This window comes from Leifsonia araucanica (assembly GCF_051161895.1).
Lineage (GTDB): Bacteria > Actinomycetota > Actinomycetes > Actinomycetales > Microbacteriaceae > Leifsonia.
In genome coordinates this window covers 3,930,150-3,956,245 of the sequence record NZ_JBMBTW010000002.1, presented here as the reverse complement: position 1 = coordinate 3,956,245, position 26,096 = coordinate 3,930,150, and the positions used below count along the sequence as shown (strand labels likewise).

21 protein-coding genes and 1 tRNA gene are annotated in these 26,096 nt (G+C 68.7%); 2 read left to right on the top strand and 20 right to left on the bottom strand.

Annotated features, from left to right (window positions below; all coding sequences use genetic code 11):
• Positions 1 to 84: 84 nt before the first annotated feature.
• Positions 85 to 1,020: a hypothetical protein gene (locus ACN6M5_RS18955; protein WP_434952238.1), complete on the top strand. Its 936-nt coding sequence runs from the start codon at positions 85 to 87 to the stop codon at positions 1,018 to 1,020.
• Positions 1,021 to 1,341: 321 nt separating this feature from the next.
• Here ACN6M5_RS18955 and ACN6M5_RS18950 read toward each other — a convergent pair.
• The 8 genes from ACN6M5_RS18950 to ACN6M5_RS18915 all read right to left on the bottom strand — a co-directional run bounded on the left by ACN6M5_RS18950 (position 1,342) and on the right by ACN6M5_RS18915 (position 11,972).
• Positions 1,342 to 1,415, bottom strand: a tRNA-Pro gene (locus ACN6M5_RS18950).
• A 71-nt stretch (positions 1,416 to 1,486) separates the two neighbouring features.
• Positions 1,487 to 3,415, bottom strand: a complete 1,929-nt coding sequence (locus ACN6M5_RS18945) for a cellulase family glycosylhydrolase (RefSeq protein WP_434952236.1) — start codon at positions 3,413 to 3,415, stop codon at positions 1,487 to 1,489.
• 61 nt (positions 3,416 to 3,476) lie between these two features.
• Positions 3,477 to 4,316, bottom strand: a complete 840-nt coding sequence (locus ACN6M5_RS18940; protein WP_085370034.1) for a carbohydrate ABC transporter permease — start codon at positions 4,314 to 4,316, stop codon at positions 3,477 to 3,479.
• Positions 4,309 to 5,280 carry a carbohydrate ABC transporter permease gene (locus ACN6M5_RS18935; protein WP_085370033.1) on the bottom strand — a complete coding sequence of 324 codons (972 nt, stop codon included), beginning with the start codon at positions 5,278 to 5,280 and terminating at the stop codon, positions 4,309 to 4,311. The genes ACN6M5_RS18940 and ACN6M5_RS18935 overlap by 8 nt, the downstream gene beginning before the upstream one ends.
• Before the next feature lie 107 nt (positions 5,281 to 5,387).
• Positions 5,388 to 6,692, bottom strand: a complete 1,305-nt coding sequence (locus tag ACN6M5_RS18930; protein WP_434952233.1) for an ABC transporter substrate-binding protein — start codon at positions 6,690 to 6,692, stop codon at positions 5,388 to 5,390.
• 112 nt (positions 6,693 to 6,804) lie between these two features.
• Positions 6,805 to 7,809, bottom strand: coding sequence for a LacI family DNA-binding transcriptional regulator (locus ACN6M5_RS18925; RefSeq protein WP_434952231.1), 1,005 nt, complete (start codon positions 7,807 to 7,809; stop codon positions 6,805 to 6,807).
• Between the two features lie 240 nt (positions 7,810 to 8,049).
• Positions 8,050 to 9,681, bottom strand: coding sequence for a chitinase (locus ACN6M5_RS18920; protein ID WP_434952229.1), 1,632 nt, complete (start codon positions 9,679 to 9,681; stop codon positions 8,050 to 8,052).
• Positions 9,681 to 11,972 (bottom strand): glycosyltransferase family 2 protein, encoded by a 2,292-nt coding sequence (locus ACN6M5_RS18915; protein WP_168688952.1) that lies wholly within the window; start codon positions 11,970 to 11,972, stop codon positions 9,681 to 9,683. Before ACN6M5_RS18915 ends, ACN6M5_RS18920 begins: the two co-directional genes overlap by 1 nt.
• Before the next feature lie 147 nt (positions 11,973 to 12,119).
• Here ACN6M5_RS18915 and ACN6M5_RS18910 point away from each other — a divergent pair, with 147 nt between their 5' ends.
• Positions 12,120 to 13,523, top strand: coding sequence for a DUF2252 domain-containing protein (locus ACN6M5_RS18910; protein WP_434952226.1), 1,404 nt, complete (start codon positions 12,120 to 12,122; stop codon positions 13,521 to 13,523).
• On the opposite strand, the gene der is transcribed toward ACN6M5_RS18910, so the two are convergent.
• From der to ACN6M5_RS18850, 12 genes are all read right to left on the bottom strand, one after another.
• Positions 13,520 to 15,028: a ribosome biogenesis GTPase Der gene (gene der, locus ACN6M5_RS18905; protein ID WP_085370028.1), complete on the bottom strand. Its 1,509-nt coding sequence runs from the start codon at positions 15,026 to 15,028 to the stop codon at positions 13,520 to 13,522. The genes ACN6M5_RS18910 and der overlap by 4 nt on opposite strands.
• A 5-nt stretch (positions 15,029 to 15,033) precedes the next feature.
• Positions 15,034 to 15,738 carry a (d)CMP kinase gene (gene cmk, locus ACN6M5_RS18900; RefSeq protein ID WP_434952224.1) on the bottom strand — a complete coding sequence of 235 codons (705 nt, stop codon included), beginning with the start codon at positions 15,736 to 15,738 and terminating at the stop codon, positions 15,034 to 15,036.
• Positions 15,735 to 16,823, bottom strand: a complete 1,089-nt coding sequence (locus ACN6M5_RS18895) for a prephenate dehydrogenase (protein WP_434952222.1) — start codon at positions 16,821 to 16,823, stop codon at positions 15,735 to 15,737. Before ACN6M5_RS18895 ends, cmk begins: the two co-directional genes overlap by 4 nt.
• The gene (locus tag ACN6M5_RS18890) at positions 16,820 to 17,632 is read right to left on the bottom strand and encodes a pseudouridine synthase (RefSeq protein ID WP_168688949.1); all 813 of its coding nucleotides are present in this window, start codon (positions 17,630 to 17,632) and stop codon (positions 16,820 to 16,822) included. Before ACN6M5_RS18890 ends, ACN6M5_RS18895 begins: the two co-directional genes overlap by 4 nt.
• Positions 17,622 to 18,236, bottom strand: coding sequence for an SMC-Scp complex subunit ScpB (gene scpB / locus ACN6M5_RS18885; RefSeq protein WP_085370024.1), 615 nt, complete (start codon positions 18,234 to 18,236; stop codon positions 17,622 to 17,624). Before scpB ends, ACN6M5_RS18890 begins: the two co-directional genes overlap by 11 nt.
• On the bottom strand, positions 18,226 to 19,050 hold the full coding sequence (locus ACN6M5_RS18880; RefSeq protein WP_434952219.1) for a segregation and condensation protein A: 825 nt from the start codon (positions 19,048 to 19,050) through the stop codon (positions 18,226 to 18,228). The genes scpB and ACN6M5_RS18880 overlap by 11 nt, the downstream gene beginning before the upstream one ends.
• Positions 19,034 to 19,894 (bottom strand): ParA family protein, encoded by an 861-nt coding sequence (locus tag ACN6M5_RS18875; protein WP_168690790.1) that lies wholly within the window; start codon positions 19,892 to 19,894, stop codon positions 19,034 to 19,036. The genes ACN6M5_RS18880 and ACN6M5_RS18875 overlap by 17 nt, the downstream gene beginning before the upstream one ends.
• A gap of 158 nt (positions 19,895 to 20,052) precedes the next feature.
• Positions 20,053 to 20,958: a site-specific tyrosine recombinase XerD gene (gene xerD, locus ACN6M5_RS18870; RefSeq protein ID WP_434952217.1), complete on the bottom strand. Its 906-nt coding sequence runs from the start codon at positions 20,956 to 20,958 to the stop codon at positions 20,053 to 20,055.
• Positions 20,955 to 21,581 (bottom strand): NUDIX domain-containing protein, encoded by a 627-nt coding sequence (locus ACN6M5_RS18865; RefSeq protein WP_085370020.1) that lies wholly within the window; start codon positions 21,579 to 21,581, stop codon positions 20,955 to 20,957. Before ACN6M5_RS18865 ends, xerD begins: the two co-directional genes overlap by 4 nt.
• The gene (gene pyrG, locus ACN6M5_RS18860; RefSeq protein WP_434952215.1) at positions 21,581 to 23,287 is read right to left on the bottom strand and encodes a CTP synthase; all 1,707 of its coding nucleotides are present in this window, start codon (positions 23,285 to 23,287) and stop codon (positions 21,581 to 21,583) included. Before pyrG ends, ACN6M5_RS18865 begins: the two co-directional genes overlap by 1 nt.
• A 47-nt stretch (positions 23,288 to 23,334) precedes the next feature.
• Positions 23,335 to 25,059: a DNA repair protein RecN gene (gene recN / locus ACN6M5_RS18855; protein ID WP_434952213.1), complete on the bottom strand. Its 1,725-nt coding sequence runs from the start codon at positions 25,057 to 25,059 to the stop codon at positions 23,335 to 23,337.
• A complete protein-coding gene (locus tag ACN6M5_RS18850) occupies positions 25,052 to 25,969 on the bottom strand; it encodes an NAD kinase (protein ID WP_085370017.1) in 918 nt (305 codons plus the stop codon). Before ACN6M5_RS18850 ends, recN begins: the two co-directional genes overlap by 8 nt.
• Between the last annotated feature and the right edge of the window lie 127 nt (positions 25,970 to 26,096).

Genomic DNA, 26,096 nt, shown 5'->3' with positions numbered 1-26,096 from the left:
GATGCCTCGCCGGAAGCGGCATCGTCGAGTACTCGTCGCGAAGTCGGGTCGCCTCAGTGGTGCGCGCGTCTGTTGCGGACGACGATGGATGACTCGCTGCAGTGCATCACCGATGTGCTCACGGTCGCCGGCGACAGACGACCGGGCGCGCCGCGCACAGTGCTGAACGAGTACGTGCACGCTAAAGAGCACGCGGAGTTCCTGGGCTCGGTCGTGCTTCAGAGCAATATCGACATGGAACGCTCTATCCGGGCCGTCGCTGACCTCGTGAACGGGATCATCACGATCTTCGAGTCCGCCGCGTCGGCGCCGATGAGTGCGATGGTCCTCGCCAGATCGGCAGGCGAGATCGTGATGCGGTTCTGCTACATCTACGACCCTGAGGTCCCGCCGGCGCGAACACTCTTGCGTATGGCGGCGTTCCAGATCGAATCTGTCGAGGACAACCTCCGGACGGCGGAGGCGTTCGGCGTCCACGGTGAGGGCGACGCGAATGACGCACGCGAACAGATCCCCACGATGCATGAGTTCTTCACGAGCCACGGCGTCGAGCGCACGCCGGACTCGCGACGCCCCGAGTTCACGGTGAACCTGCGCCTCGACGGAGCGACCGAGAACGTGAAGTTCAACGCCACCGACGCATACAGACGCTACCTGCGGGTCGGTTTCTGGGACTGGGCGCTGGGCTCGGGTGCAACCCACGGTCGAGGGTGGTTCCTGCCGAACGTCATCGGCACGTCCGACGAAGCGCCTTTCATGGACCGGAACGAGATAGCCGTGACCGTCACCCTTCAGATTCTTGACCTCGCGACGGCATTCGCTGTCGCAGCATGCGGTCACACGGGCGCTGACACAGATGAGTATCTTCGCAAGGTTCATCTGCGGCGTCTTGGCGTGACTGAAGCCGATCGTGAGAACGACGGAAACGCAGTGAGTCACCGAGAGTACGGCGACCGGGTCTTGGCGCCGAGGTTCCCGATGGGGACCGGGGGAGCCAGTTTCGCTGGTCCTCGCGCCTGACTCGCAGAGATGTCACAGCGGCGCCTTATCCCTGGAATGGGGTTCCGCGGAACAGAGTGCGTGCGGCTCCGAAGCCGATACCGCCGAAGGCCGCTGCCCTCGTCTACAGCGGAGCGTACGACCTGTACAGCACGGAGCTCGTCACGCTCCTTCCTGACCGGAAGCGTCGAATCGGGAGCAACCGGCACGGTCGCTCCCCTGCCGGAGCGCAGCGGCCCGAGCGGGCCGTCGGGGCGTCACAGTGATGGGTTATCGATGACCGGATCACATCCACCAACAGAAAAGTCCCGGAAACCCTTGAGTTTCCGGGACTTCTGCCGGTCGGGCTGACAGGATTTGAACCTGCGACCCCTTGACCCCCAGTCAAGTGCGCTACCAAGCTGCGCCACAGCCCGAAGTCGCTTTGAGGGTGGAGCCCCAAAGCAACTTGTCCATACTAGCGTGTCCCGGCGGGTGCCCGTGCCACCTACTCGAAGACCAGCTGGCGCACCTCGACGCCGTATGGGGCGAGCGTCACCGTTGGCGAGGCAGAGCCTGTCAGGGTGTGGAGGGTTCCTGCCGCATGGGGGGTCACCGTCACCTCGGTGGGGTGCTGGGAGATGAAGAAGACGAAGCGGCGGCCGTCGGTGTGGACGAGGGTGTCGGTGAAGACCTCGGGGTCCGTCAGGCGGATGTCACGCTCCACGTCGGCCACGTCGGCGAGGGCGTCGTAGAGGCGCCAGGTGTCTTCCGGGTTCACGGCGGGGAGTTCGGAGGCGAAGAACTCCAGGGGGTAGGTGGAGAGGATCGCGCGGCCGGAGCCGTGGGGCTGGGAGACGATGACCGGGCGGTCGTGCGCATCCACTGCGATCACCGTTCCTGTGGTCGGCGTGACCGGGAGGAAGGAGCGGGAGTGGGCGTTGCCTGCTGCGGCGAACGAGAGGACCGTGCCCTCGGCGAGGCAGCCGAACGACGTGAGGAAGCGGACCGTCACGGTGTCGTCGGCGACCGGGGAGACCAGGCCGTATGCGGAGTCGCGCTGCACGCCGAAGAGCTCTTCGGTGTATGCCCACCACGGGCCGCGCTGTACGCCGATGTCGCCTGCGCAGTATGAGGCGTAGACGGTGGCGCCCTCGGAGGCGAGCGTGATCAGCTGCTTCCAGGTGGGGCCGCAGAGCTGCTTCACGCTCGGCAGCAGGTAGAGGCCGTATCCCGACGGGATGCCGCCGTCCTCCGCCTCGCGCACCACCGCGACCGGGACGTGGGCCTCGTGGGCGGCGATGTATGCCTGCTCCCCCGTCGCCACGATCAGCGCGCGCTCCGGCTCCTGGGTGAAGGGGTAGTCGGCGGCGAGGTGCGAGGGGACGACGATCGCCGCATCCACCGGGGAGCGCGTGACAGAGGCGAGGTCGATGGCGGCGAGGTCGGCGGCGAAACCGGCCAGCTCCAGCAGGGGCGGCTTCGGGGCTCCGGTCGAATCGGTGATGCCGAAGTGCATCTCGAACGGGTGGTGGGAGTACGGGCGCTGGGCGATCAGGTCGTCGTAGTCGGTGTTGTTCCAGGCGATCCAGCCCGTCGCGCCCGCCAGCAGCGTGTTGTAGAGCAGCTGGCGGTAGTACGACGCAGCACCGGATGGGGAGACGAAGTCGCTCGTGACGCCGAACTCCTCCATGATCACCGGGAGGCCTGCGATATGGCAGAGCTCCGCGATGTACGCAGCCTTGAGGTGCTGCCTGATCTGGTCGGACTCCATCCGGTAGACGTGCGGGCCGACGAAATCCGTGAAGGCGGCGAGGTCGGTGGTGGAGAAGCCGTTGTCGTGGCCGGTGGTCTCGATGCCCCATGCACCGTCGCCGACCGAGACCGGCTGCGTGCCCCCGCCCGCGCGCACCGCATCCACCAGGAGCGACGCCCACGCATCCACGATCGGGCGCGGCGCCTCTCCCCCGTAGATCGGGACCTCGTTGGTGAGCAGCCAGCCGGCGACAGCGGGATGCTCGGCGAAGCGGGCGGTCAGCTCGCGGACGTACCAGGCCTGGCGTCCGACGAACCAGATGTCGCTGTACAGGTCGCGCCCGTCGCGCCAGGCCGGATCCCAGTTCTCGCCGGACATGTGGCCGACCAGGAAGGTGGGCACCGTCGTCATGCCCGCATCCACGTGCGCGTCGAGGAAGTCGTGGAAGTTGGCGATGCACTGCTCGTCGAGCGTGTCCGGGGTGGGGTGGAAGTCCGGCCAGTAGAAGAACGAGCGCGTCATGGTGAGGCCGTGCTCGGCCAGGACGGCCAGCTCGGAGCGCACGACGTCGTGGTCGTAGCGCGTCCACATCAGCGGGCCGCCCGACCGGGACCAGAAGTTGGCGCCGAGCCAGATGGCCGGGGCGCCGTCGACGGCGAGCAGGGGGGAATGGCGTTCCATGATTCCTTCCGAAACGACGAGAGAAGAGCGAAGAGCGACAGGCGAGCAGAGAGTGGTGCGGCTACTTCACGGCGCCCGCCGTCAGCCCGGCCACGAACGAGCGCTGCAGCAGCAGGAACGCCACCACCACCGGGATGCTCACCACGAGCGACGCGGCCATGATCTGGTTCCAGTAGACGTTCGTCTGGGTCGAATACAGCTGCAAACCGACCGCGAGCGTTCTGTTCTCGTCCGTCGTCATCACCGACGCGAACAGCACCTCGCCCCAGCTCGTCATGAACGAGTAGATGGCGACGGCGATCAGGCCGGGGCGGGCAGCGGGCAGCACGACGTGCCAGAGTGCGCCCATCGGGCCGCTGCCGTCGACCATCGCCGCCTCGTCCAGGTCGCGCGGGATGCCATCGAAGTAACCGGCGAGCATCCAGATCGAGAATGGGAGCGCGAACGTCAGGTACGTGATCACGAGACCGAACCGGGTGCCGACCAGCTGGATGCCGACGGCCTGGTTGATGTTCACGAAGATGAGGAACAGCGGCAGCAGGAACAGCACGCCGGGGAACATCTGCGTGGACAGCACGGTGGTCGTGAAGACGCTGCGGCCCTTGAACCGGTAGCGGGAGACGGCGTACGCCGCGAACACCGCGATCACCAGGCTCAGGATGGTCGCCGAACCGGCCACGATCAGGCTGTTCACGAAGTACGACGCCAGCGGGACGGTCGACCACATGTCGATGAACGGCTGGAACGTGATCTCGGTCGGCCACCAGGTGAAGGCGCCCTGCACATCCGGCAGCGACTTCATCGACGACGTGATCATCACGTAGATGGGGACGGCGGTGAACACGGTCAGGATGACCAGGACCACCCAGCGGAAGACTTTCGAGGATGCTGTGTCACGCACGACGGGACCTCCGGTTCAGCACGAGCAGGTACGCACCCGTCACGATCAGCAGGAAGATCAGCAGCAGGACGCTCATCGCGGCACCAGAGCCGAAGTTCCAGGTGAGGAACGACGCGTTGTAGATGTGGAAGGAGATCAGGTCGCCGGCCGCCGGCTGGGCGTTGCCGAAGAGCACGAACGGGGTGTTGAAGTCGTTGAACGTCCATAAGAACATCACCAGCAGCAGCACCGTGTTGACCGGCCGGAGCATCGGCAGGGTGATCGCACCCCACTGCCGGAACGGCTTCGCGCCGTCGACGGCAGAGGCCTCGTAGACCTCCTCCGGGATGGATTGCAGCCCGGCCATCAGCATCAGGAAGGCGAACGGCCACAGGCGCCAGATCGCCACGACCACGATCGACCAGAATGCGTTGCCGCCGATCAGCCAGAACGGCTTGTCCCCCGGCAGCCCGAGGTTGTCGAACAGGAAGTGGTTCACCGCTCCCGTGTCCTTCTGCAGCATGAACTTCCAGGCGATGATGCCCGCGTACATCGGCAGCGCGTACGGCACCAGGAACAGGGTGCGGAAGAAGCCGCGGCCCCAGAACTTGCGCTGCAGGGCGACGGCGGCGGACATCCCGAGCGACCAGGAGATGCCGACCACCAGGATCGTGAACGCGCAGGTGATCAGGAACGACTGCAGCAGCGCCGCGCCGACCGAGCCGTTGAAGTCGAGGGCGACGGCGTAGTTCTTGAAGCCGACGAACGGCGCCTCCGACCAGTTGGCGATGTAGAACTTCGTGAGCTGCACGAAGCTGATCCAGATGCCCGTGAGCATCGGGATGACGTGGATCAGGATCTCGAAGATGATGGCGGGCGCGAGCAGGGCGAGAGGGATCCACCACCCCTTGTTCCTCTTCTTGCGCTTGCGCGGAGGGGCCGGCGCTGGGGCTGCGGTGGCGGTGCTGAGTGTCGTCGTCGACATGGTGACCTCTGTCTGGTCAGGAGGTGGTCATGGAGTGCTTGGAGGTGCTGCCAGGCACGGGATGCGCGCTGTGCTGCACGCGCATCCCGCACCTGGCGCCGTTGGTACTAGCCGCCGATGGACTGCTTCACCTGGTCTTGCGCCGACTGCAGCGCGGCCTTGATGTCGCTGTCGGAGACGGTGCCTCCTGTGGCGATCTTCGCGAACATGTCGTTCATGGCCTTGCCGACCGTGTTCTCGAACTGGTCCTCCGCCGGGACGAGCGGCAGCGGCTTCGACATGGTGTTGTAGATCTTCTGGAAGGTGGCGGCCTCTTCAGCGTTGTCGGTGAAGTTGGCCTTCGCCCCGTTGAGCACGGGGAGCGTGGCGTACGGCTTGCCCAGCGTGGTCTGGGTCTCCTCGCTCGTCATGTACTTGACGAACTGGAGCGCCGCATCCTTCTTCTTGGTGTTCTTCATGATCGACAGGTTGATGCCGGCGACGTGGCTGGCGACCGGCTTGCCGCCCTGGGGTGCAGGGAACGGGACGACGCCGTACGCGTCGGTCTTCATGCCGTTGGCGTTGATCGACGAGTCCGCGTTGTTCTGGCTGAGGATCATCGCGACCTTGCCCGTCGCGAAGTCGTTCACCGCCTGCACGCCGTTGTCGTACTGGGCGTTCGAGGTGTTGACGACCTTGTCGGTCTGCATCAGGTCGAGGTAGCGCTTGATGCCGTCGACCGCCCCGCTCGACGTGAAGGTGGGGTTGCCCTTGGAGTCGAAGAACTCCGCGCCGTTCTGCGCGGCGTTGATGAAGGCGAAGTGCGCGTTCTCGGTGTAGCTGCCCGCCGCGAGGGAGAAGCCGTACGTCGTGCCGTTCGTCAGCTTCTTGGCGTCGGCGACGAGGTCTTCCCAATTGGTCGGCGGCTGGACGCCGGCTGCGGTGAACATCGACTTGTTGTAGTACAGCCCGTATGCGAGGCCGTAGAGCGGGACGCTGGTGACGTCCTTGCCCGGCGCACCACCGGTCTCGAGCGCCGTCTTGACGAACTTGTCCGAGCCGCCGATGGCCTTCATGTTCGCGGAGTCGAACGGCATGAACGCGCCGGTGGCCTGCAGCGATGCCGCCCAGGTGTTGCCGATGTTCAGCACGTCGGGCCCCTGGCCGCTGGTGACGGCGGTCTGGATGCGGGTCTGCAGGTCGTTCCAGCCGATCACTTCCAGCTTGACCTTGATGCCGGTCTTCTTGGTGAAGGCGTCGAGCACCGGGGTGAGGACCTGCTTGTCGTTGTCGAGGCTGGTGCCCTGGTTGCTGGCCCAGTATGTGATGGTGGATCCGCTGGCCGAGCTACCCGATCCCGAGCTGCTGCAACCTGCTGCGACGAGCGCGACCGCGGCAGCGATGGCACCCGCGAGGATGGCGCGTTTCTTCATAGTGACTCCCTTGTCTCTTGGTCGTGGCGCACACACCACGAGTTATACGCTAACTGAACCGGTTCAGTTGTCAAGGGGGCGAAGAAAACGATTCGGCATCGGGTGCCGTCCGCTATCGGGCGGGGATGCTCGTGGCCCGGACGACGAGCTCGCTCGGCTTCGCGGCGGTCACCTCGGAGGGCACGCCGGCCAGCGCATCCAGCAGCATCCGGGTGGCGCGCCTGCCCTGCTCCTCCGGGAACCGCGCGAGCGCGGTGATCGGGCGCGAGCCCAGGCGGCACATGAACGAGTCGTCCCAGCTGACCAGGGCGACGTCGTCGCGCCCGAGCCTGCCGAAGGCGGCGGCTGCTCCGAGTGCGAGCACGTCGTTCGAGGTGACGACGGCGGTGATGTCCGGATCCGCGGTCAGGTGCTCGACGACGAGCCGCTCCCCCGCCTCCGACGAGTAGTCCGACTCGGCGAACACGGTTCCGATGCCGCGCGCGAACGCCTCGACCTCGATGGAGGTCGCCCTGTCGCCCTCGTGCTCGAACTCCCGCGGACCGGTGACGTGCAGCACCGTGCGGTGGCCGAGCCGCGCCAGGTGCCCGACGATGAGCGCCGACTCGGCCGGCGGGTCGTAGACGAGCACGTGACCGGGCGCGATGTCGTCGCGGTTGCCGTGCATCACGTAGTCGAGGCCGAGCTGATCGAGGAGGGCCGGCCGCGGGTCGTTGACCCCGATGTCGAACAGCATCACGCCGTCGACCCTGCCCTGGGCGCTCCAGCGCCGGTAGGTCTCGAGGTCCTGGCCGACCCCGGTGCCGACCATCCGGAGCATGAGCGCCTGGTCGGTCTCGGCGAGCACGCTCTCGACCCCGGCGAGCAGGCTCATGTAGAACGGCTCCGTGCCGAGCAGGCTCGGGTCGCGGCGCAGCACGATGCCGATCGCGTCCGTGCGGGAGCGCGACAGGGCGCGGGCGCTCGCACTCGGGTGCCAACCGAGGTCCGCCGCGAGGTCGAGGACCCTCCTGCGGGTCTCGTCGCTGACGCCCGGCTGGCCGTTGAGCGCATAGGAGACCGACGCCTTGGAGAGCTTCAGCTGGGCCGCCAGCCCGGCGATCGTCACACGCGTCACGTCACCCTCCTTGTCGACTCAACGATACTCACAGGCGGTATGCGAACGTGCCGGCGAACACTCCCGGGCTCGCTACCCGAAAGTCCGCCCGGTGCTCGCCGGCACGACGCGCCAGTGGATGCGACCCGACAGTGTGCCGCATCCACTGGATGCCCAGAACTCTCCGCCCCGCAGCGGGAGCCCGGGTCTGGTCGGCGACGGGATGCGTTCAGGGGGGAATCTGCATCCCGCCGCCGAGTCTCACTGGGCGGCGGTGCCGCCGCCCAGAATCGTGTCGATCTCGTCCTGCGTGAGCGGAGCCCACGGGGACGCGTCCGGGTTGGCGCTGGCGGCCTCCGGGCTGTCGCCCTGAGTCCACCACTTGGCCTCGAACGGCACGCCGTCGAAGAGCACGCGGGCGCCCTTGTCGAACTGCGCGGTGCCCGTCCACTCCGGGTACGTGCCGGCGGGGACGGTGGGCTGCGGGATGGGCGTCTCGCCCGGCAGCACGGGGCCCACCAGCTCCCACGGCGTCTCCCACGCGTTCAGCACGGGGTCGTCCGGCATGTCGCCCTTCGTCCACCACTTGGCGACGTAGACGTTGTGGTGCCAGACCACCTTGGTGCCCTTGAGGTACGAGTGGGACGCGGTCCAGATCGCGTACGGCGAGGTGGCGGGGTCGTCCTTGGCGGCGGTCGAGACCGGCTCCGGCGTCGTGACGGCGGCCTCGCCGAGCGAGATGTGCCCGTCGAACCCCTTGGACAGCAGCCCGGCGAAGGTCTGCTTGCCCTGCTTCACGCCGCTGCACGCGTCGGAGACGACGGTGGTGTCCACGTAGTTCGATCCGCAGGTCTTGTCGCGGTTCGCCGACCACATCGACATCCGGCCGACGCCCGTGGAGACGGCCCACGCGTTGAACGACTTCGCGTCCGCGAGCGAGAAGACCTCCTTCTCGACGTCGTTCTGGCCGATCATCGGGGTGGCGCCGACCTTCGACCACAGGCTCGGGTCCGACTGGTGCAGCTTGGCGCGGTCGTAGAGGATGCCGAGCTGGCGCTGGGTGGCGGTGACCGCATCCTGAGCGGCGTCGGACATCGACTGCTTGGCCTTCTTGGCGTCGCCGAAGTCCATCGTCATGGCGTTGACGCCCGCGATGTCGACCTTCGCTTTGAGCATGGCGGCGACCGCGTCCGTGCCCTGGCTGGTGAGCCCGGTCGGAGAGGCGGGCAGCGTCAGCCAGACGGCGAGGCTCTTGCCCTCCGCCCTGCGCTCCTTCTGCAGGGCGGCGATGGTGGATGCGCGGCGCGCGTTCGCGTCGGAGTCTGCCAGGCCGTCCCCCTCCAGGTCGAGGTCGATCGTGCCGATCTTGTAGCGGTCGACGACCGCGGCGTACGCGGCCTTCAGCTTGGTGGCGTCGGTGCAGGCCACGGCGAGCTCGTCGTTCAGCTGGCCGCCGAACGACACGGCGACGGTCCCGCCCTGCTGCTGCAGCCTGGCGATGCGGCGATCGAGATCGAGGGAGCCGCGCGCCTGGTCGAGCGTGTACGCGTTGCCCCACGACGGGGTGCATGCCGAGGAGGAGTCGGCCACGACGAACGAGAGGACGGCGTCCTTGTTCTTCGTGCTGCCGAGGTTCTCGAACGCGAACCGCGGAGTGGCGGTCACGTCGACGTACGACGCGAACCAGGGCTGCGCCTCCACGGCGGCCTTCGCACTCCACCACTGGAACCCGACGACACCGACGCTGACCACGACGGCGGCGACGAGCGCTGCGCCGACTACCCGGAGGGGCGAGAGGCGGCGGCCGCCGTCGGCGTGTCCGGCCGACGGGGACTGCGCATCCGGAGCATCCTCGGCAGGAGCCTGGGTCTTCGGCGTGTTCTTCCTCCCCATCAGGCGGCCTGCTTCTCGGTCTCGGCGGCCGGGAGGGCGATGCGCTCCACGTGCGGCAGGTCGCCGCCGGTGTGGCCGTGGTACAGCACGGAGCGCCAGTCGATCACGTCGGCAGCGGGGGCGGTCGACGTCGCTGCGGCCTTGCGGTTCCGCTCCACGTACAGCGGCTTGGTGAGGCCGAGCCAGATGTCGACGATCGCGTTGCCGACACCGATGTAGCTGACGATCGCCCAGATGGCGAGGGTCGCGTTGAAGGCGGCGAACGCGGCGTTGCCCCAGTTCTGCGCGTTCACGTCACGCCACAGGGTGAAGGCCGAGAACGCGACGATCAGGAACGGCGTGATGACGTAGAGCAGCGGAGATGCCGTGCGGTTCTTGACCTTCGGGGTGCGGACGAACGGGATCTTCTTGCCGGTCAGCGACTGCTGGAGCGACTTGAGAACGCCGGCCAGGTTCACCGGCAGCAGGATCAGGTTGAACCCGTAGATGCGGAGCACGTCGGTGGCCTTGTATCCGGCGTAGCGCAGGTCGCTGGCCATCGCGATGAAGTACGGCAGCGCTGCGAGCAGCACGACGGGGCTGAGCAGGCGGCCGTCGTACGGGTACGCCAGCAGGAAGATCAGGCCGAAGCTTGCCCAGGCGATCGACGCCATGTAGTTCACGCGCAGCAGCAGTTCCGTGCGCGAGATGACCTCGCCGCGGCGCTTGCGTTCGCGCAGCTGACGCCACAGCTTCGGCAGGATGAGGAGTCCGCCGTTCGCCCAGCGGCGGCGCTGCACGATGAGCGAGCCGAAGTCGGGCGGGGTGGCGGAGTAGCTGAGGCGCTCCGGGTAGTTCACGAGCGTCCAGCCGTGGGTGCCGAGGTCGATGCTCGACTCGGTGTCCTCTATGACCGTGCGGTCCTGGACGTAGCGGCGCACCTCGAAGCCGCCGACGAACTCGGTCTCCACGATGTCCTCGATGGCGCGCTTGCGGATGACCGCGTTCGCACCCACCCAGAAGGTGGCGCCGTAGAAGCTCATCCCCTGGTGCAGGATGTGCTGGATGTCGGTGGTCGCACCGGCGAGGCGCTCGATGCGCGTGCCTGCCCCACGGAAGGAGGAGTACGGCGTCTGCGTCACCGCGACGCGGGCGTTGTCCGGCTGCTGCAGCAGGTAGGTGAGACGGAGGCAGTACTCGCGGAGCAGGATCGAGTCCGCGTCGAGCGTGAGCAGGAAGTCGCTGTCCGGGATGACGATGTCACCCGGGCGGCGCGAGGACACCGGGGTCAGGATGGGGCCGTCCGGCGTCTCCTCGACGCGGTACGTTCCGCCCATCAGGCCGATGTACGCGTTGAGGTTCATCGCCTTGTTCGCCTCGTGGGACAGGGATGCCCACTGCTTGCGCTCGAATACGTCCAGCTCGGCGTCGAACGTCCAGGCCAGGCGGCGGTAGAGCTGCGCGACGCGCTCGGAGGACAGGGCTGCGCCCTCCTCGACCGCGGCCTCGACGGCCTGCGCGGTGAGCACCAGCTCGTCGCCGAGGGCGCGGAGCACCTGGTCGGCGAAGAACAGGTCGACGTGGTCTTCGACACCGTGGGCGTCCGCCTGGTCGTGCAGCCACTGCGCGGCCCAGGTGTAGTGCGCCGCGAGGTCGAGGGTGTCCGACTCGGAGGCGAACGCGCCGGTCTCGGTCAGCTCGTAGTGCAGCAGCGCGTCGCTGAAGCGGGTGCGCGGCTCGGCGAGCAGCGCCGCGATGTCCGTGCCGAGGGCGCGGGTGGCGTTCAGCCGCTCCGCGACGGCTGGATCCTTCGGGTTGGGGTTGTCGTCGAGCAGCAGCACGACGCGCATCGACGGGAACTCCTGCAGGGCGGCGGAGAGCAGCGTCATGCGCACGACCTCCGGCTCCTCGGCGTACGAGGGCACCAGGACCGTGATGGACGGCTGGTTCTCGGCGAAGTGCCTGTCCAGCTCGGCGCGGGGAACCCGCACGTGCTTCTGGAACCGCTGCAGCGCACCCTGGCGGGCGACCAGATACATCAGAGCGGAGAAGGTCAGGAAGGTGACGACGATCAGGTAGCCGATCGCCTCCATCGTGAACCGGAAGTCCTGCGTGCCGAGCACGAGGAACTGGCGGATGATGGTGGTGACGACGTAGATGGCCCAGAAGAGCACGGTCGCGACGATGGCGACACGGCTCCAGGTGACCTTGCGGTCCGAGGGCTTCGGGTGGACGGTCGGGAGCGGCTCGGTGCGGCGCTCTGCGCCCCACTGGCGTTTCCGGGCAGGGGAATATGAACTTGTAGAACTCATGATCGGGTATGCGTCCTTGATTCTCAGAGAGCCCGCGCTTTCGGGTCGCGCGGTCGGGTAGCTCTCGTTGTCCACAATAGTGAGGACAAGCCGGGGTACAAACCCCCCGTTGTGGTGAGATTTCAGGCACGGGGCTACTGTTACGCCATGGACAGTGTCGCGGGTCGTCTGCGTTACGACCACGAACCGGTTGCCAGCGACCGGGATCAGTACCAGCTCGGCAAGGATGCCAGAGCCCGCATCCCGCGGTCGGCGCACGCCGACTACACCCCGGATGCGCGGCGCGACCCCCTCGCGATCCTCGAGCAGCAGAACGCGAGCCGCCTGCCGAACCTGGTCCCGCTGCGCACCGCAAGGATGCTGCAGGACCCGTTCGCCTTCTACCGGGGAACCGCGGCGCTGCAGGCCGCCGACCTGGCCGGCGGGGCTGCATCCGGAGCGAACGTGGTGGCCTGCGGCGACGCGCACATCGCCAACTTCGGCATCTTCGCGTCCCCGGAGCGCCGGATGGTGTTCGACCTCAACGACTTCGACGAGGCGACCATCGCGCCCTGGGAGTGGGACCTCAAGCGCCTGGTCACCAGCGTCGTCATCGCGGCGCGCGGCCGCGGGGCGACCGACGCCGCTGCGGAGGAGTCTGCGCTGCGCTCCGCGATCGCGTACAGGGACGGGCTGCGGACCTCCCTCGGGCTCGACGTGACGCAGCGCTTCTTCGAGGCGGCGGTCATCCGGGGAGGGCGCCAGTACGGGAAGGAGACGCAGCGGCTGGTGAAGAAGGCCGTCGCCTCCGCGGAGAAGCGCACCTCCGCCCACGTCGTCTCGCGCATCACCGAGCTGGCGGAGGACGGTTCCCGCCGGATCGTCGAGAACCCGCCGAGACTCACGCACGTCCCCGCGGAGATCGAGGACAGCGTCGGCGAAGTGCTCGCGCAGTACAGCCGCACCGTCTCCCCCGACATCGCGCTGCTGCTCGACCAGCACACCGTCACCGACATCGCGCGCCGCGTGGTCGGCGTCGGCAGCGTCGGAACGCGATGCTTCATCGTGGTGCTCACCGGGCCGCGCGGCGAACCGCTCGTGCTGCAGGTCAAGGAGGCGACCCAGTCGGTGCTGCACGAGTTCGGCGGTGTGCCGGAGTACGACGTGGCCGGGATCGACAGGGCGACCCTCGCCGCGCACCACGGCTACCGGGTCACGGCGAGCCAGCGCATCCTGCAGGCGGTCTCCGACCCGTTCCTCGGGTACGTCAATTTCGAGGGGTTCGGCTTCTACGTGCGTCAGTTCCGGGACAGGAACCTGTCGTTCGACATCCCGACCATGCCGGACGAGCCGTTCGACGACTACGTCCGCACCTGCGCGACGATCCTCTCCCGGGCGCACTCACGCAGCCCGAGCAGCGCGTTCGTCGCCGGGTACATCGGCAGCGGCGACGCGCTGCCGCGCGCGGTGACGGCCTGGTCGATGGCATACGCCGACCAGTCGCTCGCCGACTTCGAGGCGCTCGGCGAAGCGGCAGCAGCCGGCCGCTTCGCCGTCAGCGACGTGCTTTAGCGCTTGCGCTTCTCGCGCACGCGCATGTTGAGCGTGATCGGCGTGCCCTCGAAACCGTAGATCTCGCGCAGGCGGCGGATGATGTATCGGCGGTAGCCGGGGTCGAGGAAGCCGGTGGTGAACACCACGAATGTCGGCGGACGGCTCGACGCCTGCGTGCCGAACAGGATGCGCGGCTGCTTCCCTCCGCGCACGGGGTGCGGGTGCGCCGCCGTGAGCTCGGCGAGGAAGGCGTTGAACTTGCCGGTCGGGATGCGCGTGTCCCACGACTCGAGCGCGAGCTCCAAGGCGGGGACCAGCTTCTCCAGGTGGCGTCCGGTGCGCGCAGAGATGTTGACGCGCGGCGCCCAGGAGACGTGGGCGAGGTCCTGCTCGATCTCGCGCTCCAGGTAGCGGCGGCGGTCGTCGTCGAGCAGATCCCACTTGTTGAACGCGAGCACCAGCGCGCGGCCGGACTCGAGCACGAGGTCGATGATCCGCACGTCCTGCTCGCTGATCGGCTCGGACACGTCGAGCACGACGACGGCGACCTCCGCCTTCTCCAGCGCGGTGGATGTGCGCAGCGAGGCGTAGAAGTCTGCACCCTGCTGCAGGTGCACGCGGCGGCGGATGCCGGCGGTGTCGACGAAGCGCCACACCTTGCCGGCGATCTCGACCTGCTCGTCCACCGGGTCGCGGGTGGTGCCCGCCAGCTCGTTGACGACGACGCGCTCTTCGCCCGCCGCCTTGTTGAGCAGCGACGACTTTCCGACGTTCGGGCGCCCGACGATCGCGACACGACGCGGACCGCCGACCTCCTGCTTGGCGACGGCGGAGACCTCGGGCAGCTTCTTCAGGATGTCGTCGAGCAGGTCGGCGACGCCGCGGCCGTGCAGCGCGGAGACCGGGCGGGGCTCGCCGAGGCCGAGCGACCACAGTTCGGTGGCGTGCGGCTCCTGGCGGAGGTCGTCGACCTTGTTGGCGGCGAGGAAAACCGGCTTCTTGGTCTTGCGCAGCATCCGGACGACGTGCTCGTCCGTCGCGGTGGCGCCCACGTTCGCGTCGACCACGAACAGCACGGCGTCGGCGAGGTCGATCGCGACCTCGGCCTGGGCGGCGACGGAGGCGTCGATGCCCTTGGCGTCCGGCTCCCAGCCTCCGGTGTCCACGATGGTGAACCGGCGGCCGTTCCACTCCGCCTGGTACGAGACGCGGTCGCGGGTGACACCGGGGGTATCCTCCACGACGGCCTCTCGACGGCCCAGGATGCGGTTGACCAGCGCCGACTTGCCCACGTTGGGGCGGCCGACGATGGCGAGCACGGGCAGAGCAGGCAGGTAGGTGATCGCATCGGGATCTTCGCTGGCGGTCTCGAGGATGTCGAGGTCGCCCTCGTCCAGCTCGTAGTCGTCCAGCCCGCTGCGGAGGGCGGCGGCGCGCTGCGTCGCCAGCTCCTCGTCGAGCCCGGAGAGACGCTCGACGAGGTCGTCGGCTCCCTGGGGCTCCTCAAGTTCTTTGTCAGACATGCGCGTCAGGCGCCTTTCCGGATTTCGGTCTGTACGACGTCGATGACCGCGGCCACGGTCTGCTCGAAGTCGAGATCGGTTGAATCGACGGTGGTCACACCGTCGGCGGCGTTCATGAAGTCGACGACCCGGGAGTCAGCCCGGTCGCGGCGGTGCAGCTGCTCACCGACATGGGCGGCGGAGTGGCCGACGAGTTCCGCGGAACGCCTGGCTATTCTAGCGGCTTCGCTGGCAGTCAGCAGGATGCGCACGGGAGCATCCGGGGCCACCACCGTCGTGATGTCCCTCCCCTCGACCACGATGCCCGGCTTCTCCGTGCCGCGCATGATGCGCCGGAACAGCTCGGTGAGGAACGTGCGCACCTCCGGAACGCGCGCGATGGCGCTGACGACGGCGGACACCTCCGGCTCCCGGATGGCGTCCGTCACGTCGTGGTCGCCGACGAACACGTGGTAGGTGTCCGGGTCGGTGCCGATGCGGTAGTCGAAGTCGGGCAGCGCATCCACGACGGCTGCCGAGTCTGTGGGATCGAGCTTCCTCGCGACCACGAACCAGCTGAGCGCCCGGTATGCGGCCCCGGTGTCGAGGTAGGCGTATCCGAGCTCGCGCGCTGCCGCCTTGCTGACGCTCGACTTGCCGCTCCCCGCAGGGCCGTCGACGGCGACGACCGTCGGGGTCTGCTGCCTCTGCTGCTGTTCGGTCGCGCTCATCCGGCGATCCTCCATCCTCTGGCTGTCAGGTCGTCGATGGTGCGCTGCAGCACCTCGGGCAGCACGGCGATCTCCGCGAGCCCCACCTGCGCGCCGGGCGAGTGCTCGAGGCGCAGGTCTTCCAGGTTCACGCCGACCTCGCCCAGCTCGGTGAACAGCCGGCCGAGCTCGCCGGGGCGGTCGTCGACCATGACGACGATCGAGGTGTACCGCTTGTCCTGTCCGTGCTTGCCCGGCAGGCGCGAGACGCCGACGTTGCCTCCCGCGATCTCCTCCGCGATGGTGCGCCTGGCTCCGGAGGCGTCGACGTCGCCGAGCGCCACGAGCATCCTGTCCAGGTCGTCGCGGTACGCGTGCAGGATCTCCACGATGGCCGGCGCGTTCGCTCCGAGGATCTGCACCCAGAGTTCGGGCTCGCTGCCCGCGATGCGCGTCACGTCGCGCAGTCCCTGACCGGCGAGGGCGAGGGCGGCGTCCGTCGACCCGGAGAGGCGCTTCGCCATCAGGCTCGCGACGATCTGCGGGGTGTGCGAGACCAGCGCGACGGCCGCGTCGTGCTCCGTCGTTCCCATCTCGACCGGCGTCGCACCGAGGTCGAGCAGCAGCGCCTCCACGAGGGAGACGGCGGCCCTGTCGTTCTCCGGGCGGGCGCAGACCACCCACGGACGGCCGACGAACAGGTCGGCACGTGCAGACGACGGCCCTCCGCGCTCCCGTCCGGCCAGTGGATGCGAGCCGACGTAACGGGACAGGTCGGCCCCGGACGCCTCCAGCTCGGACAGCGGAGCGACCTTCACGCTCGCCACATCGGTGACCACGGCATCCGGATGCGCGGCGAGCTCCGCCAGCACCACCGACGCCACCAGGTCCGGCGGAACGGCCACGACGATCAGCGCCGGCTCCGCCGCGCCGTCGTCCGGACGCCCTGCTCCGTAGTCGGCGGCGAGCCGGAGGTGCGCCGGCGACGCGTCTGCAAGCAGCACGTCGACGCCGCGGGCGCGCAGTCCCAGCCCGACCGAGGCGCCGAGGAGTCCGGCGCCGACCACACGGACGGGTCCGGTGAGCCGGGAGGCGGTGTCGTTCACTTGGTGTCTTTCTGGCGGGAGATCGTCAGCAGCTGGCCGAGTTCCACCTTAGTCAGGTCGCGCATCTGGCCCACCCGGAGCGTGCCGAGGTGCAGAGGCCCGAACTGGCGCCTGACCAGCTCGATCACCGGGTGACCGACCTCGGCCATCATGCGCCGCACGATCCGGTTGCGGCCGGAGTGCAGGGTCAGCTCGACGAGGCTGTCCTTCGCGGACGAGCTGCGTTCGAGCAGCCGCGCCTTGTCGGCGGCGATGGGGCCGTCCTCCAGCTCCACCCCGCGGGTGAGCGTCGCGATGGTCTGCGGGGTGACGACGCCGCGCACGCGCGCGATGTACGTCTTGGTCACGCCGAAGCTGGGGTGGGCGAGCACGTGCGCGAGCTCCCCGTCGTTCGTGAGGATGAGCAGGCCCGAGGTCTCCGCGTCCAGCCGCCCCACGTTGAACAGACGCTCCGGATAGTCGGCGGTGAACCGGGACAGGTCGGGGCGTCCCTGCTCGTCGCGCATGGAGCTGACGACGCCGACGGGCTTGTTCAGCATCACGTAGCGGCGCGAGGTGTCCAGCTGCACGGCGGAGCCGTCGACGGCGACCAGGTCGGTGAGCGGGTCGATCCTGCGGCCGAGCTCGGTGACGACGTCGCCGTTCACGGTGACCCTGCCAGCCGCGATCAGGTCTTCGGAGACCCGGCGGGATGCGACCCCCGCCGCGGCCATGACCTTCTGTAGCCGCTCCCCCTCGGGGCTGCCGTCCGCCTGCTGCGGATGCGTCTTCTTGTCGTCTCTGTAGTCTCTAGCGTCTTTAGCGGACATCGCCGTCGAATCCATCCGTTCCGTCCGCAAGCAGCGGGGAGATCTTGGGAAGCTCGTCGATCGAGTTGATGCCGAGCTGGGTGAGCAGGAGCTCCGTGGTGCCGTAGTTGATGGCGCCGGTCTCGCTGTCGGTGAACATCTCCGTGATCAGCCCGCGGCCGAGCAGCGTGCGCACGACGGAGTCGACGTTAACCGCCCGGATGGACGCGATGGCACCGCGGCTGATCGGCTGCTTGTACGCGATCACGGCGAGCGTCTCCAGAGCGGCCTGGGACAGCTTGGTGGGGTTCTGGGCGAGCACGTAGTCGGCGACGACGGGGTCGAACTCCGGCCGCACGTAGATGCGCCATCCTCCCCCGACCTCGCGCAGCTCGAAGCCGCGGCGCGTTCCTCCGTCCGCTCCGTCGAAGTCGGCGACCAACGCATCCACTGCTGCCCGGACGCGCTTGACGGGTGCGCCGACGGCGGTGGCGAGGGTGACGACGCTCATCGGCTCGTCGGCCACCATCAGGATTGCTTCGAGGGCACGCTCGATGGCGACGCCCTCCGGCAGAGCCGGCCGTGCCTCGTCCTGGGTCGCCGTGTCCACGTCGTCAACCGTCATAGTCCGCTCCCAAATTCGACAGATTCTCCTCCGACCAGTGCTCCGCCGTCCAGCGGAGCGTCAGCTCACCGAGTGGTTCGAGCTGCTCGAACGCGATCGCCGCGTGACGATACAGTTCCAGCACCGCGAGGAATCGCGCGATCACGACCCCCTTGAGGTCGGCGCCGGCCACCAGCTGCCGGAACGTCACGGTCTCGCCGGACCGCAGCATCCCGACCACGAGCGCCGCCTGCTCCCGGATGCTCACCAGCGGGGCGTGCAGGTGGTCGAGCCCGACCACCGGGATCTCCCTGGGCGTGAGCGCGAGCGTCGCGATGGCCGCGAAGTCCACCGCGGTCAGCGTCCACACCAGCTCGGGTGTGCGCTGCCGGTACTTGTCCTCCAGGCGGACGCTGCGCGTGTGCCTGGTCGCCTCCGCCTCCATGCCGCTCTGGAACCACGCGGACGCCTCCTTGAACGCGCGGTACTGCAGCAGCCGCGCGAACAGCAGGTCGCGGGCCTCCAGCAGGGCGACGTCCTCCGCATCCACCAGCTCGCCCTGCGGGAGGAGGCCGGCCACCTTGAGGTCGAGCAGCGTCGCGGCGACGAGCAGGAACTCGCTCGCCTCGTCGAGGCTGTCCGCCGAGTCGAGCGCGCGCAGGTAGGCGATGAACTCGTCCGTCACGCGGCTCAGCGAGATCTCGGTGATGTCGAGCTCGTGCTTGGTGATGAGCGAGAGCAGCAGATCGAACGGGCCCTCGAAGTCGCCGAGCGCGACACGGAACGTCGCCGGCTGCTGGGTCTCCTCGCCGGCAGGGCTAGGCGACGGCACCACGCGCGATCAGTTCCCTCGCGAGCTGGCGGTACGCCTCGGCCGCGGAGTGCTCCGGAGCGAACTGGGTGATCGGGGTGGCGGCCACGGACGCATCCGGGAACTTGACCGTGCGCGAGATGACCGTCTCGAGCACCCGGTCGCCGAACGCGTCGACCACGCGCTCCAGGACCTCGCGGGAGTGCAGGGTGCGGGAGTCGTACATGGTGGCCAGGATGCCGTCCAGCTCGATGGCCGGGTTGAGGCGCTCGCGCACCTTGTCGATCGTCTCGATCAGCAGGGCGACACCGCGCAGCGCGAAATACTCGCACTCCAGCGGGATGAGCACACCGTGTGCAGCGGTCAGCGCGTTCACCGTGAGGATGCCGAGCGACGGCTGGCAGTCGATCAGGATGACGTCGTAGTCGCCGCTCACCTTGCGCAGCACGCTGGCGAGGATCTGCTCGCGCGCGACCTCGTTGACGAGGTGCACCTCCGCAGCGGACAGGTCGATGTTGGCCGGGATGATGTCGAGCCCGGGGACGCCGGTCTTCTGGATCGCCTCCGCCGGGTCCTTCGAGCGTGAGAGCAGGAGGTCGTAGATGGTGGTGACGTCGTGGGTCTGCGCGCCGAGACCGGCGGACAGTGCACCCTGAGGGTCGAAGTCGATCGCGAGCACCCTGCGGCCGTACTCGGCCAGGGTCGCCCCCAGGTTGATGCTCGTCGTCGTCTTGCCGACGCCGCCCTTCTGGTTGCACAGGGCGATGATGCGCGCGGGTCCGTGACCCTTCAGCGCGGGAGGGACAGGGAACGGCCGCAACGGGCGGCCGGTGGGTCCGAGCGGCACGGCGAGCGATGCGTCATCCATGCCCGGAAGCTGGGTTCTGACCTCGTCGTTGCGCGTCACCTGCGTGTTCCTCGTCCCTTTGTCGCTGACTTACGTCAGTTGCCCATCCTACCGACGCAACCCCCATCTCGCGGGGCGCACCGCCGCGCGGCGGCTGGGCCAGGGTCAGCGGGCGCGGGTCAGCGGGCGCGGGGGTGGGCCGACGTGTAGACGTCGCGGAGGGTGTCGGCGGTGACGAGCGTGTAGATCTGCGTCGTCGCCACCGAGGAGTGGCCGAGAAGCTCCTGCACGACGCGCACGTCCGCTCCCCCCGCGAGCAGGTGGGTGGCGAACGAGTGGCGCAGCGTGTGCGGGGAGACCTCGACGCCGAGCTGCGCACGCTCTGCGGCCGCCCGGATGATCAGCCAGGCGTTCTGGCGGGACAGCCTGGCCCCGCGCATCCCGAGGAAGAGGGCGGGCGTCGCCCTGCCCTTCAGCGACAGGGTGGGGCGCGCGCGCACCAGGTAGGTGTCGATCGCCGCCCTGGCGTAGCTGCCGAGCGGCACGATGCGCTGCTTGCTGCCCTTGCCGGTGAGACGAACGATGTCGTCGTCGATCACGTCGTCCACGTTGAGGTTCACCGCCTCGCTGACGCGCGCGCCCGTCGCGTAGAGCAGTTCGAGCAGCGCCTTGTCCCTGAGCGAGGCGATGCTGTCGCCGTCCGTCGCGGCGAGCAGCGCGGAGACCTGGTCGACGCTGATCGCCTTCGGAAGGCGGCTGGCCAGCTTCGGCGGCTTCACCTCGTGCGCCACGTCCCGCTCGACGATGCCCTCGTCGAGCAGGAAGCGGTGGAAGCCGCGGACCGTGGACAGCACCCTGGCGAGCGACGACGAGGTCAGCGGGGACTCGGCGCGCGAACCGAGGTGGAGCGTGAACTCGGAGATCATCGGCGTCGTGATCTCCGCCGGGGCTGTCACCTGCTGCTCGGCCAGCCACTGCGTGTACAGGCCGAGGTCGCGCCGGTACGCGGCGACGGTGTTCGCCGACAGCCCGCGCTCGATCGAGACGTGCCGCAGATACGAGTCGGCGGCCGCCTCGACGGTCATGCCTCGAGCTTCGGGTGCCGCAGCCACGGCAGGTCGGCCGCGCCCAGCTGCGACCAGCCGTTCTGCCGTCCGATGTGCGCGGCCAGCACGCCGATGGTCAGCGACGGGTTCTGGATGCGGCGGGCGAGTACAGCATCCACCGCCTCGTCGAGCGGCACCCAGCGCACCTCGATGTCCGCCTCCTCGTCGAACCGGTCGAACGCCTCAGCGGTCGGCCGCAGCCCGCGGGCGAGGTAGATCCTGATCGCCTCGTCGCTCCCGCCCGGGCTCGTGTAGAACTCGGAGAGCACGTTCCACTGGTCGGCCTGGAAGTCGGCTTCCTCCGCCAGCTCGCGCTTGGCGGCATCCAGTGGATGCTCGCCGCGCACGTCGAGCAGACCGGCCGGGATCTCCCAGTCGCGGTGCCGCACGGGGTGCCGGTACTGCTTGATGAGCAGCACCCGGCCGTCGTCGTCCAGGGCGAGGACGGCGACGGCACCCGTGTGGTCGACGAAGTCGCGGCCGATCTCGTCGCCGTTGTAGCGGAACGTCTCGTGCCGCACGTCCCACACCCGGCCGGAGAAGACCGTCTCCGAGGAGACGACCTCCGGCGAGAACGGGTCGTCCGTCAGCTCCGCCGTCATCAGGCGTCCGCGGCGACTTCGAACAGCATGCTGGCCTTCTGCCGTTCGAGGGCGGCGCCGACGAGCCCGCGGAACAGCGGGTGCGCACGGTTCGGGCGCGACCGCAGCTCGGGATGCGCCTGGGTGCCGACGTAGAACGGGTGCACGTCGCGCGGAAGCTCGACGTACTCGACCAGGTGGCCGTCGGGCGACGTTCCGGAGAACCACAGGCCGGCGTCCGCGATCTGCTCGCGGTAGTTGTTGTTCACCTCGTAGCGGTGGCGGTGACGCTCGGACGCCTCCGGCGCCCCGTAGAGCTCGGAGACGATGGAGCCGTCGGCGAGGAGCGCCGGGTAGAGGCCGAGGCGCATGGTGCCGCCCAGGTCGCCGCCCGCGATGATCTCCACCTGCTCCGCCATCGTCGCGATGACGGGGAACTCGGTGTCCGGGTCGAATTCCGACGACGACGCTCCGCCGAGACCGGCCTCGTTGCGGGCGTACTCGATGACCATGCACTGCAGGCCGAGGCACAGGCCGAGGGCCGGGATGGCGTTCTCGCGGGCGAACCGCAGCGCGCCGAGCTTGCCCTCGATGCCGCGAACGCCGAACCCGCCGGGGACGCAGATCGCATCCACGTCGCTCAGCTGAGCCGCCGCGCCCTCGGGGGTCTGGCACTCGTCGGAGGCGATCCACTTGAGGTGCACCTTGGTGTTGTGCGCGAAACCGCCGGCGCGCAACGCCTCGGTGACCGAGAGGTACGCATCCGGGAGGTCGATGTACTTGCCGACCAGGCCGATGGTGACCTCGTGCTTGGGGTCGTGGACGGCGTCGAGCAGCTCGCTCCAGCCGTCCCAGTTGACCTCGTCGGCCTTGTCGAGGCCGAGCTGGTCGATGATGTACGCGTCGAGGCCCTGATCGTGCAGCATCGTCGGGATGTCGTAGATGCTCGGCACGTCGACCGCGTTGACCACTGCGCTCTCGTCGACGTCGCACATCAGCGCGATCTTGCGCTTGTTCGAGTCGGAGACCGGGCGGTCGCTGCGGAGGACCAGCGCGTCCGGCTGGATGCCGATGGAGCGGAGGGCGGCGACGGAGTGCTGGGTCGGCTTGGTCTTCTGCTCGCCAGAGGCGTTCATGAACGGCACGAGGGAGACGTGCACGAAGAAGCAGTTCTTGCGGCCGAGCTCGTGACGCACCTGCCTGGCCGACTCGATGAACGGCTGGGACTCGATGTCGCCGACCGTTCCGCCGATCTCGGTGATGATGACGTCCGGAGCAGGCTCGCCGTCCGGCCCAGGCTGGGCCTGGAGACGCATCCTGCGCTTGATCTCGTCGGTGATGTGCGGGATGACCTGCACCGTGTCGCCGAGGTATTCGCCTCGGCGCTCCTTGGCGATCACGTTGGAGTAGATCTGGCCCGTCGTCACGTTGGCCGACTGGCCGAGGTTGATGTCGAGGAACCGCTCGTAGTGCCCGATGTCGAGGTCGGTCTCCGCACCGTCGTCGGTGACGAACACCTCGCCGTGCTGGAACGGGTTCATCGTTCCAGGGTCGACGTTGAGGTACGGATCGAGTTTCTGCATCACGACGCGAAGGCCGCGAGCAGTGAGAAGGTTGCCGAGGCTAGCGGCCGTAAGACCCTTGCCCAACGAAGAAACGACACCACCCGTCACGAAAATGTGCTTGGTAATGCCGTTCGAAATGCCCGCGTCTGATTTATCCACCACGGGCTTTTATCCTATCACCCTGTTCGGGACGTTCCGTGCGCGCGACATCACCGCGACGCTCCCGCCATCTCCACCAGCTCGCGCGCGTGGGCGAGTCCGCTCTCGGAGTCGGGCAGACCGGAGAGCAGGCGGGCCATCTCGGCGATACGCTCGTCCCCGCCCAGCTGCCGGACACTGGATGCGGTGACCGAGCCGTCGCTGCCCTTCACCACGGTGAGGTGGTTGCCCGCGAACGCGGCCACCTGCGCGAGGTGCGTGACGACGATCACCTGCGAGGTCTCCGCCAGCTTCGCGAGCCTGCGGCCGATCTCGATGGCCGCCGCCCCGCCGACGCCCGCGTCGATCTCGTCGAAGATGAAGGTGGGCACAGGGTCCGTGCCGGCGATGACGACCTCGATGGCGAGCATGACGCGGGAGAGCTCGCCCCCGGATGCGCCCTTGCCGAGCGGCCGCGGCTCCGCGCCGGAGTGCGGCTGCAGCAGGATCGAGACCTGGTCGCGGCCTGCGGCGGTGAACTCGTCGCGCTGGATCACCTCCACCACCACGCGCGCGTCGGCCATCGCGAGGGCCGTCAGCTCGTCGGAGACGGCCGTGCTCAGTCGCTCAGCGGCCGACCGCCGCTGGGCACTGAGGGCGTCCGCGAGCTGCTCGGCGAGGGCGGCGTCCGCCTCGACCTCTGCGCGCAGCTCCTCGATCCTGTCGGAGTCGCCGTCGAGTTCGAGCAGGCGGCCGCTTCCTGTGTCGAGCGCCCCGATCACGTCGGCGAGCGTCGGGCCGTACTTGCGCACGAGGGTCGCCAGCTCCGCCCGCCTGTCCTGCACGATCTCGAGCTCGCGCGCACCGTCGGTGTCCAGGGTCGCCAGGTAGGTCGACAACTGGGCGGCGACATCGGAGATCAGGTAGTTGGCGTTCGCGACGGACTCGGCGACGGCGACGAGCGCGCTGTCGTGCTCGGAGACGCGTTCGAGGTGCCTCCTGGCGCTGTCGAGGAGACCGAGGGCATCCGCACCCTCCGACTCCTCCGCAGAGAGCAGTTCGCGAGCGCTGGCCGCTGCCAGGCGCAGTTCTTCGAGGTTGGACAGCCGCTCTGCGCGCTCGGCCAGTTCGTCGTCCTCCCCCGGTTGCGGAGCGACGGCCTCGATCTCGGCCATCGCGATCCGCAGGTCTTCTGCCTCGCGGGCGCGCCGGTCCTGATCGGCCACCAGCTCGTCCAGCTCGGCGCGGTTGTCGCGCCAGCGGTGGAAGACCTGGGCGTACGCGTCGACGGCTGCGGCGAAGTCGGGACCGGCGAACCGATCGAGGGCCTCGCGCTGCGCGACGGCGGACCGCAGCCGGATCTGGTCGGACTGGCCGTGCACGACGACCAGCTGGCCGCCCAGCTCGGTGAGCACGCTCACCGGGGCGCTGCGGCCCCCGACGATCGCGCGCGAGCGCCCCTCCGACGAGACGGAGCGCGTGAGCACCAGCTCCGCTCCCCCTCCACCGACGGGGTCGACGTCTCCGCCTGCATCCCGCACGCGCTCGACGACATCGCTCGACTCCGCGATGCGCCAGCGCCCTTCGACCCATGCCTGCGCGCTGCCGAGCCGCACGGCGCCCGTGTCCGCCCGCTCTCCGAGCAGCAGCCCGAGGGCTGAGACCACCATCGTCTTGCCTGCGCCCGTCTCACCGGTGATCGCCGTGAAGCCCGGTCCGAGGGGAAGAGAGGCGTCGGCGATGACACCCAGGTCTTTGATCGAGATCTCCTCGATGCCTCCGCGGTTCTCAGTCACGGTCGGCCGGCCCCCTCCATCCCGTGACGGGAAGGTTGAACTTGTGCACCAGGCGGTCGGTGAACGGACCGGGATGCAGTCGGGCGAGACGCACAGGGATGGGCGACCTGCGCACGACGACGCGCGCTCCGGGCGGCAGATCGTATGCACGGCGGCCGTCGCACCAGAGGATTCCGGCCCCGCCCGTCCTGTCGAGCAGCTCGACGGCGAGCGAGGAGTCCGCATCGACCACCAGCGGCCGTGCGAAGAGAGCGTGCGCGCTCAGCGGCACGAGCAGCAGGGCGGCGACGCCCGGCCACACCACAGGGCCGCCGGCGGAGAACGAGTATGCGGTGGACCCGGTCGGCGTCGACATGACGACGCCGTCGCAGCCGAAGCTCGACATCGGTCGTCCGTCGACCTCGATGACCACTTCGAGCATGCGCTCGCGGCTCGCCTTCTCGACGGTGGCCTCGTTGAGAGCCCAGCTCTCGTAGACGACCTCCTTGCCGAGCTTGACGCGCGCAGACAGCGTCATGCGCTCTTCGACCTCGTAGTCCTTGGCGAGACCGCGCGCGACGGCCAGCGCGAGGTCGTCCCTCTCGCTCTCGGCGAGGAACCCGACGTGGCCGAGGTTGATGCCGAGCAGCGGGGCCGAGCATCCACGGATCAGCTCGGCGGCACGCAGGATGGTGCCGTCTCCGCCCAGCACGATGACGAGCTCCAGCTCGTTCGGCTGCACGTCGACGCCGAGCACGGCCACGTCGTCGAAGCTCGGCCTGGCGGCGAGGACGTCACGCCGCTCGTCTTCGCTGAGCACGGGCACGACGCCCGCCTCGATCAGCTGGGAGCAGACCTGCACCCCTGCTTCGAGAGAATCTTGGCGACCGGTGTGCGCGACGACGAGGATGTACCTGGTGGGTGCATCCATTGGCGTCACGCTCCGTTCTGGTGGTGGAATCCGGTCTTCCCATTCTGTCGGTTTTCGGCACGTCTGTGTGAGCGCGCGGCAGGTTGGGGAAAGCTCTCAGGGTGTGGACAACGTGTTCGCGCGGTGC

What these genes read in the sequence shown, in the direction of transcription:
- cmk (WP_434952224.1), bottom strand. Translation starts at nt 15,738, where the DNA reads ATGAGCGCGACCGAACAGCAGCAGAGGCAGCAGACCCCGACGGTCGTC.
- xerD (WP_434952217.1), bottom strand. Translation starts at nt 20,958, where the DNA reads ATGACCGTCGAGGCGGCCGCCGACTCGTATCTGCGGCACGTCTCGATC.
- ACN6M5_RS18875 (WP_168690790.1), bottom strand. Translation starts at nt 19,894, where the DNA reads ATGGATGACGCATCGCTCGCCGTGCCGCTCGGACCCACCGGCCGCCCG.
- der (WP_085370028.1), bottom strand. Translation starts at nt 15,028, where the DNA reads ATGTCTGACAAAGAACTTGAGGAGCCCCAGGGAGCCGACGACCTCGTC.
- ACN6M5_RS18865 (WP_085370020.1), bottom strand. Translation starts at nt 21,581, where the DNA reads ATGACGGCGGAGCTGACGGACGACCCGTTCTCGCCGGAGGTCGTCTCC.
- ACN6M5_RS18920 (WP_434952229.1), bottom strand. Translation starts at nt 9,681, where the DNA reads ATGGGGAGGAAGAACACGCCGAAGACCCAGGCTCCTGCCGAGGATGCT.
- ACN6M5_RS18910 (WP_434952226.1), top strand. Translation starts at nt 12,120, where the DNA reads ATGGACAGTGTCGCGGGTCGTCTGCGTTACGACCACGAACCGGTTGCC.
- ACN6M5_RS18935 (WP_085370033.1), bottom strand. Translation starts at nt 5,280, where the DNA reads ATGTCGACGACGACACTCAGCACCGCCACCGCAGCCCCAGCGCCGGCC.
- ACN6M5_RS18930 (WP_434952233.1), bottom strand. Translation starts at nt 6,692, where the DNA reads ATGAAGAAACGCGCCATCCTCGCGGGTGCCATCGCTGCCGCGGTCGCG.
- scpB (WP_085370024.1), bottom strand. Translation starts at nt 18,236, where the DNA reads ATGACGGTTGACGACGTGGACACGGCGACCCAGGACGAGGCACGGCCG.
- ACN6M5_RS18915 (WP_168688952.1), bottom strand. Translation starts at nt 11,972, where the DNA reads ATGAGTTCTACAAGTTCATATTCCCCTGCCCGGAAACGCCAGTGGGGC.
- ACN6M5_RS18890 (WP_168688949.1), bottom strand. Translation starts at nt 17,632, where the DNA reads ATGTCCGCTAAAGACGCTAGAGACTACAGAGACGACAAGAAGACGCAT.
- ACN6M5_RS18945 (WP_434952236.1), bottom strand. Translation starts at nt 3,415, where the DNA reads ATGGAACGCCATTCCCCCCTGCTCGCCGTCGACGGCGCCCCGGCCATC.
- ACN6M5_RS18955 (WP_434952238.1), top strand. Translation starts at nt 85, where the DNA reads ATGGATGACTCGCTGCAGTGCATCACCGATGTGCTCACGGTCGCCGGC.
- ACN6M5_RS18850 (WP_085370017.1), bottom strand. Translation starts at nt 25,969, where the DNA reads ATGGATGCACCCACCAGGTACATCCTCGTCGTCGCGCACACCGGTCGC.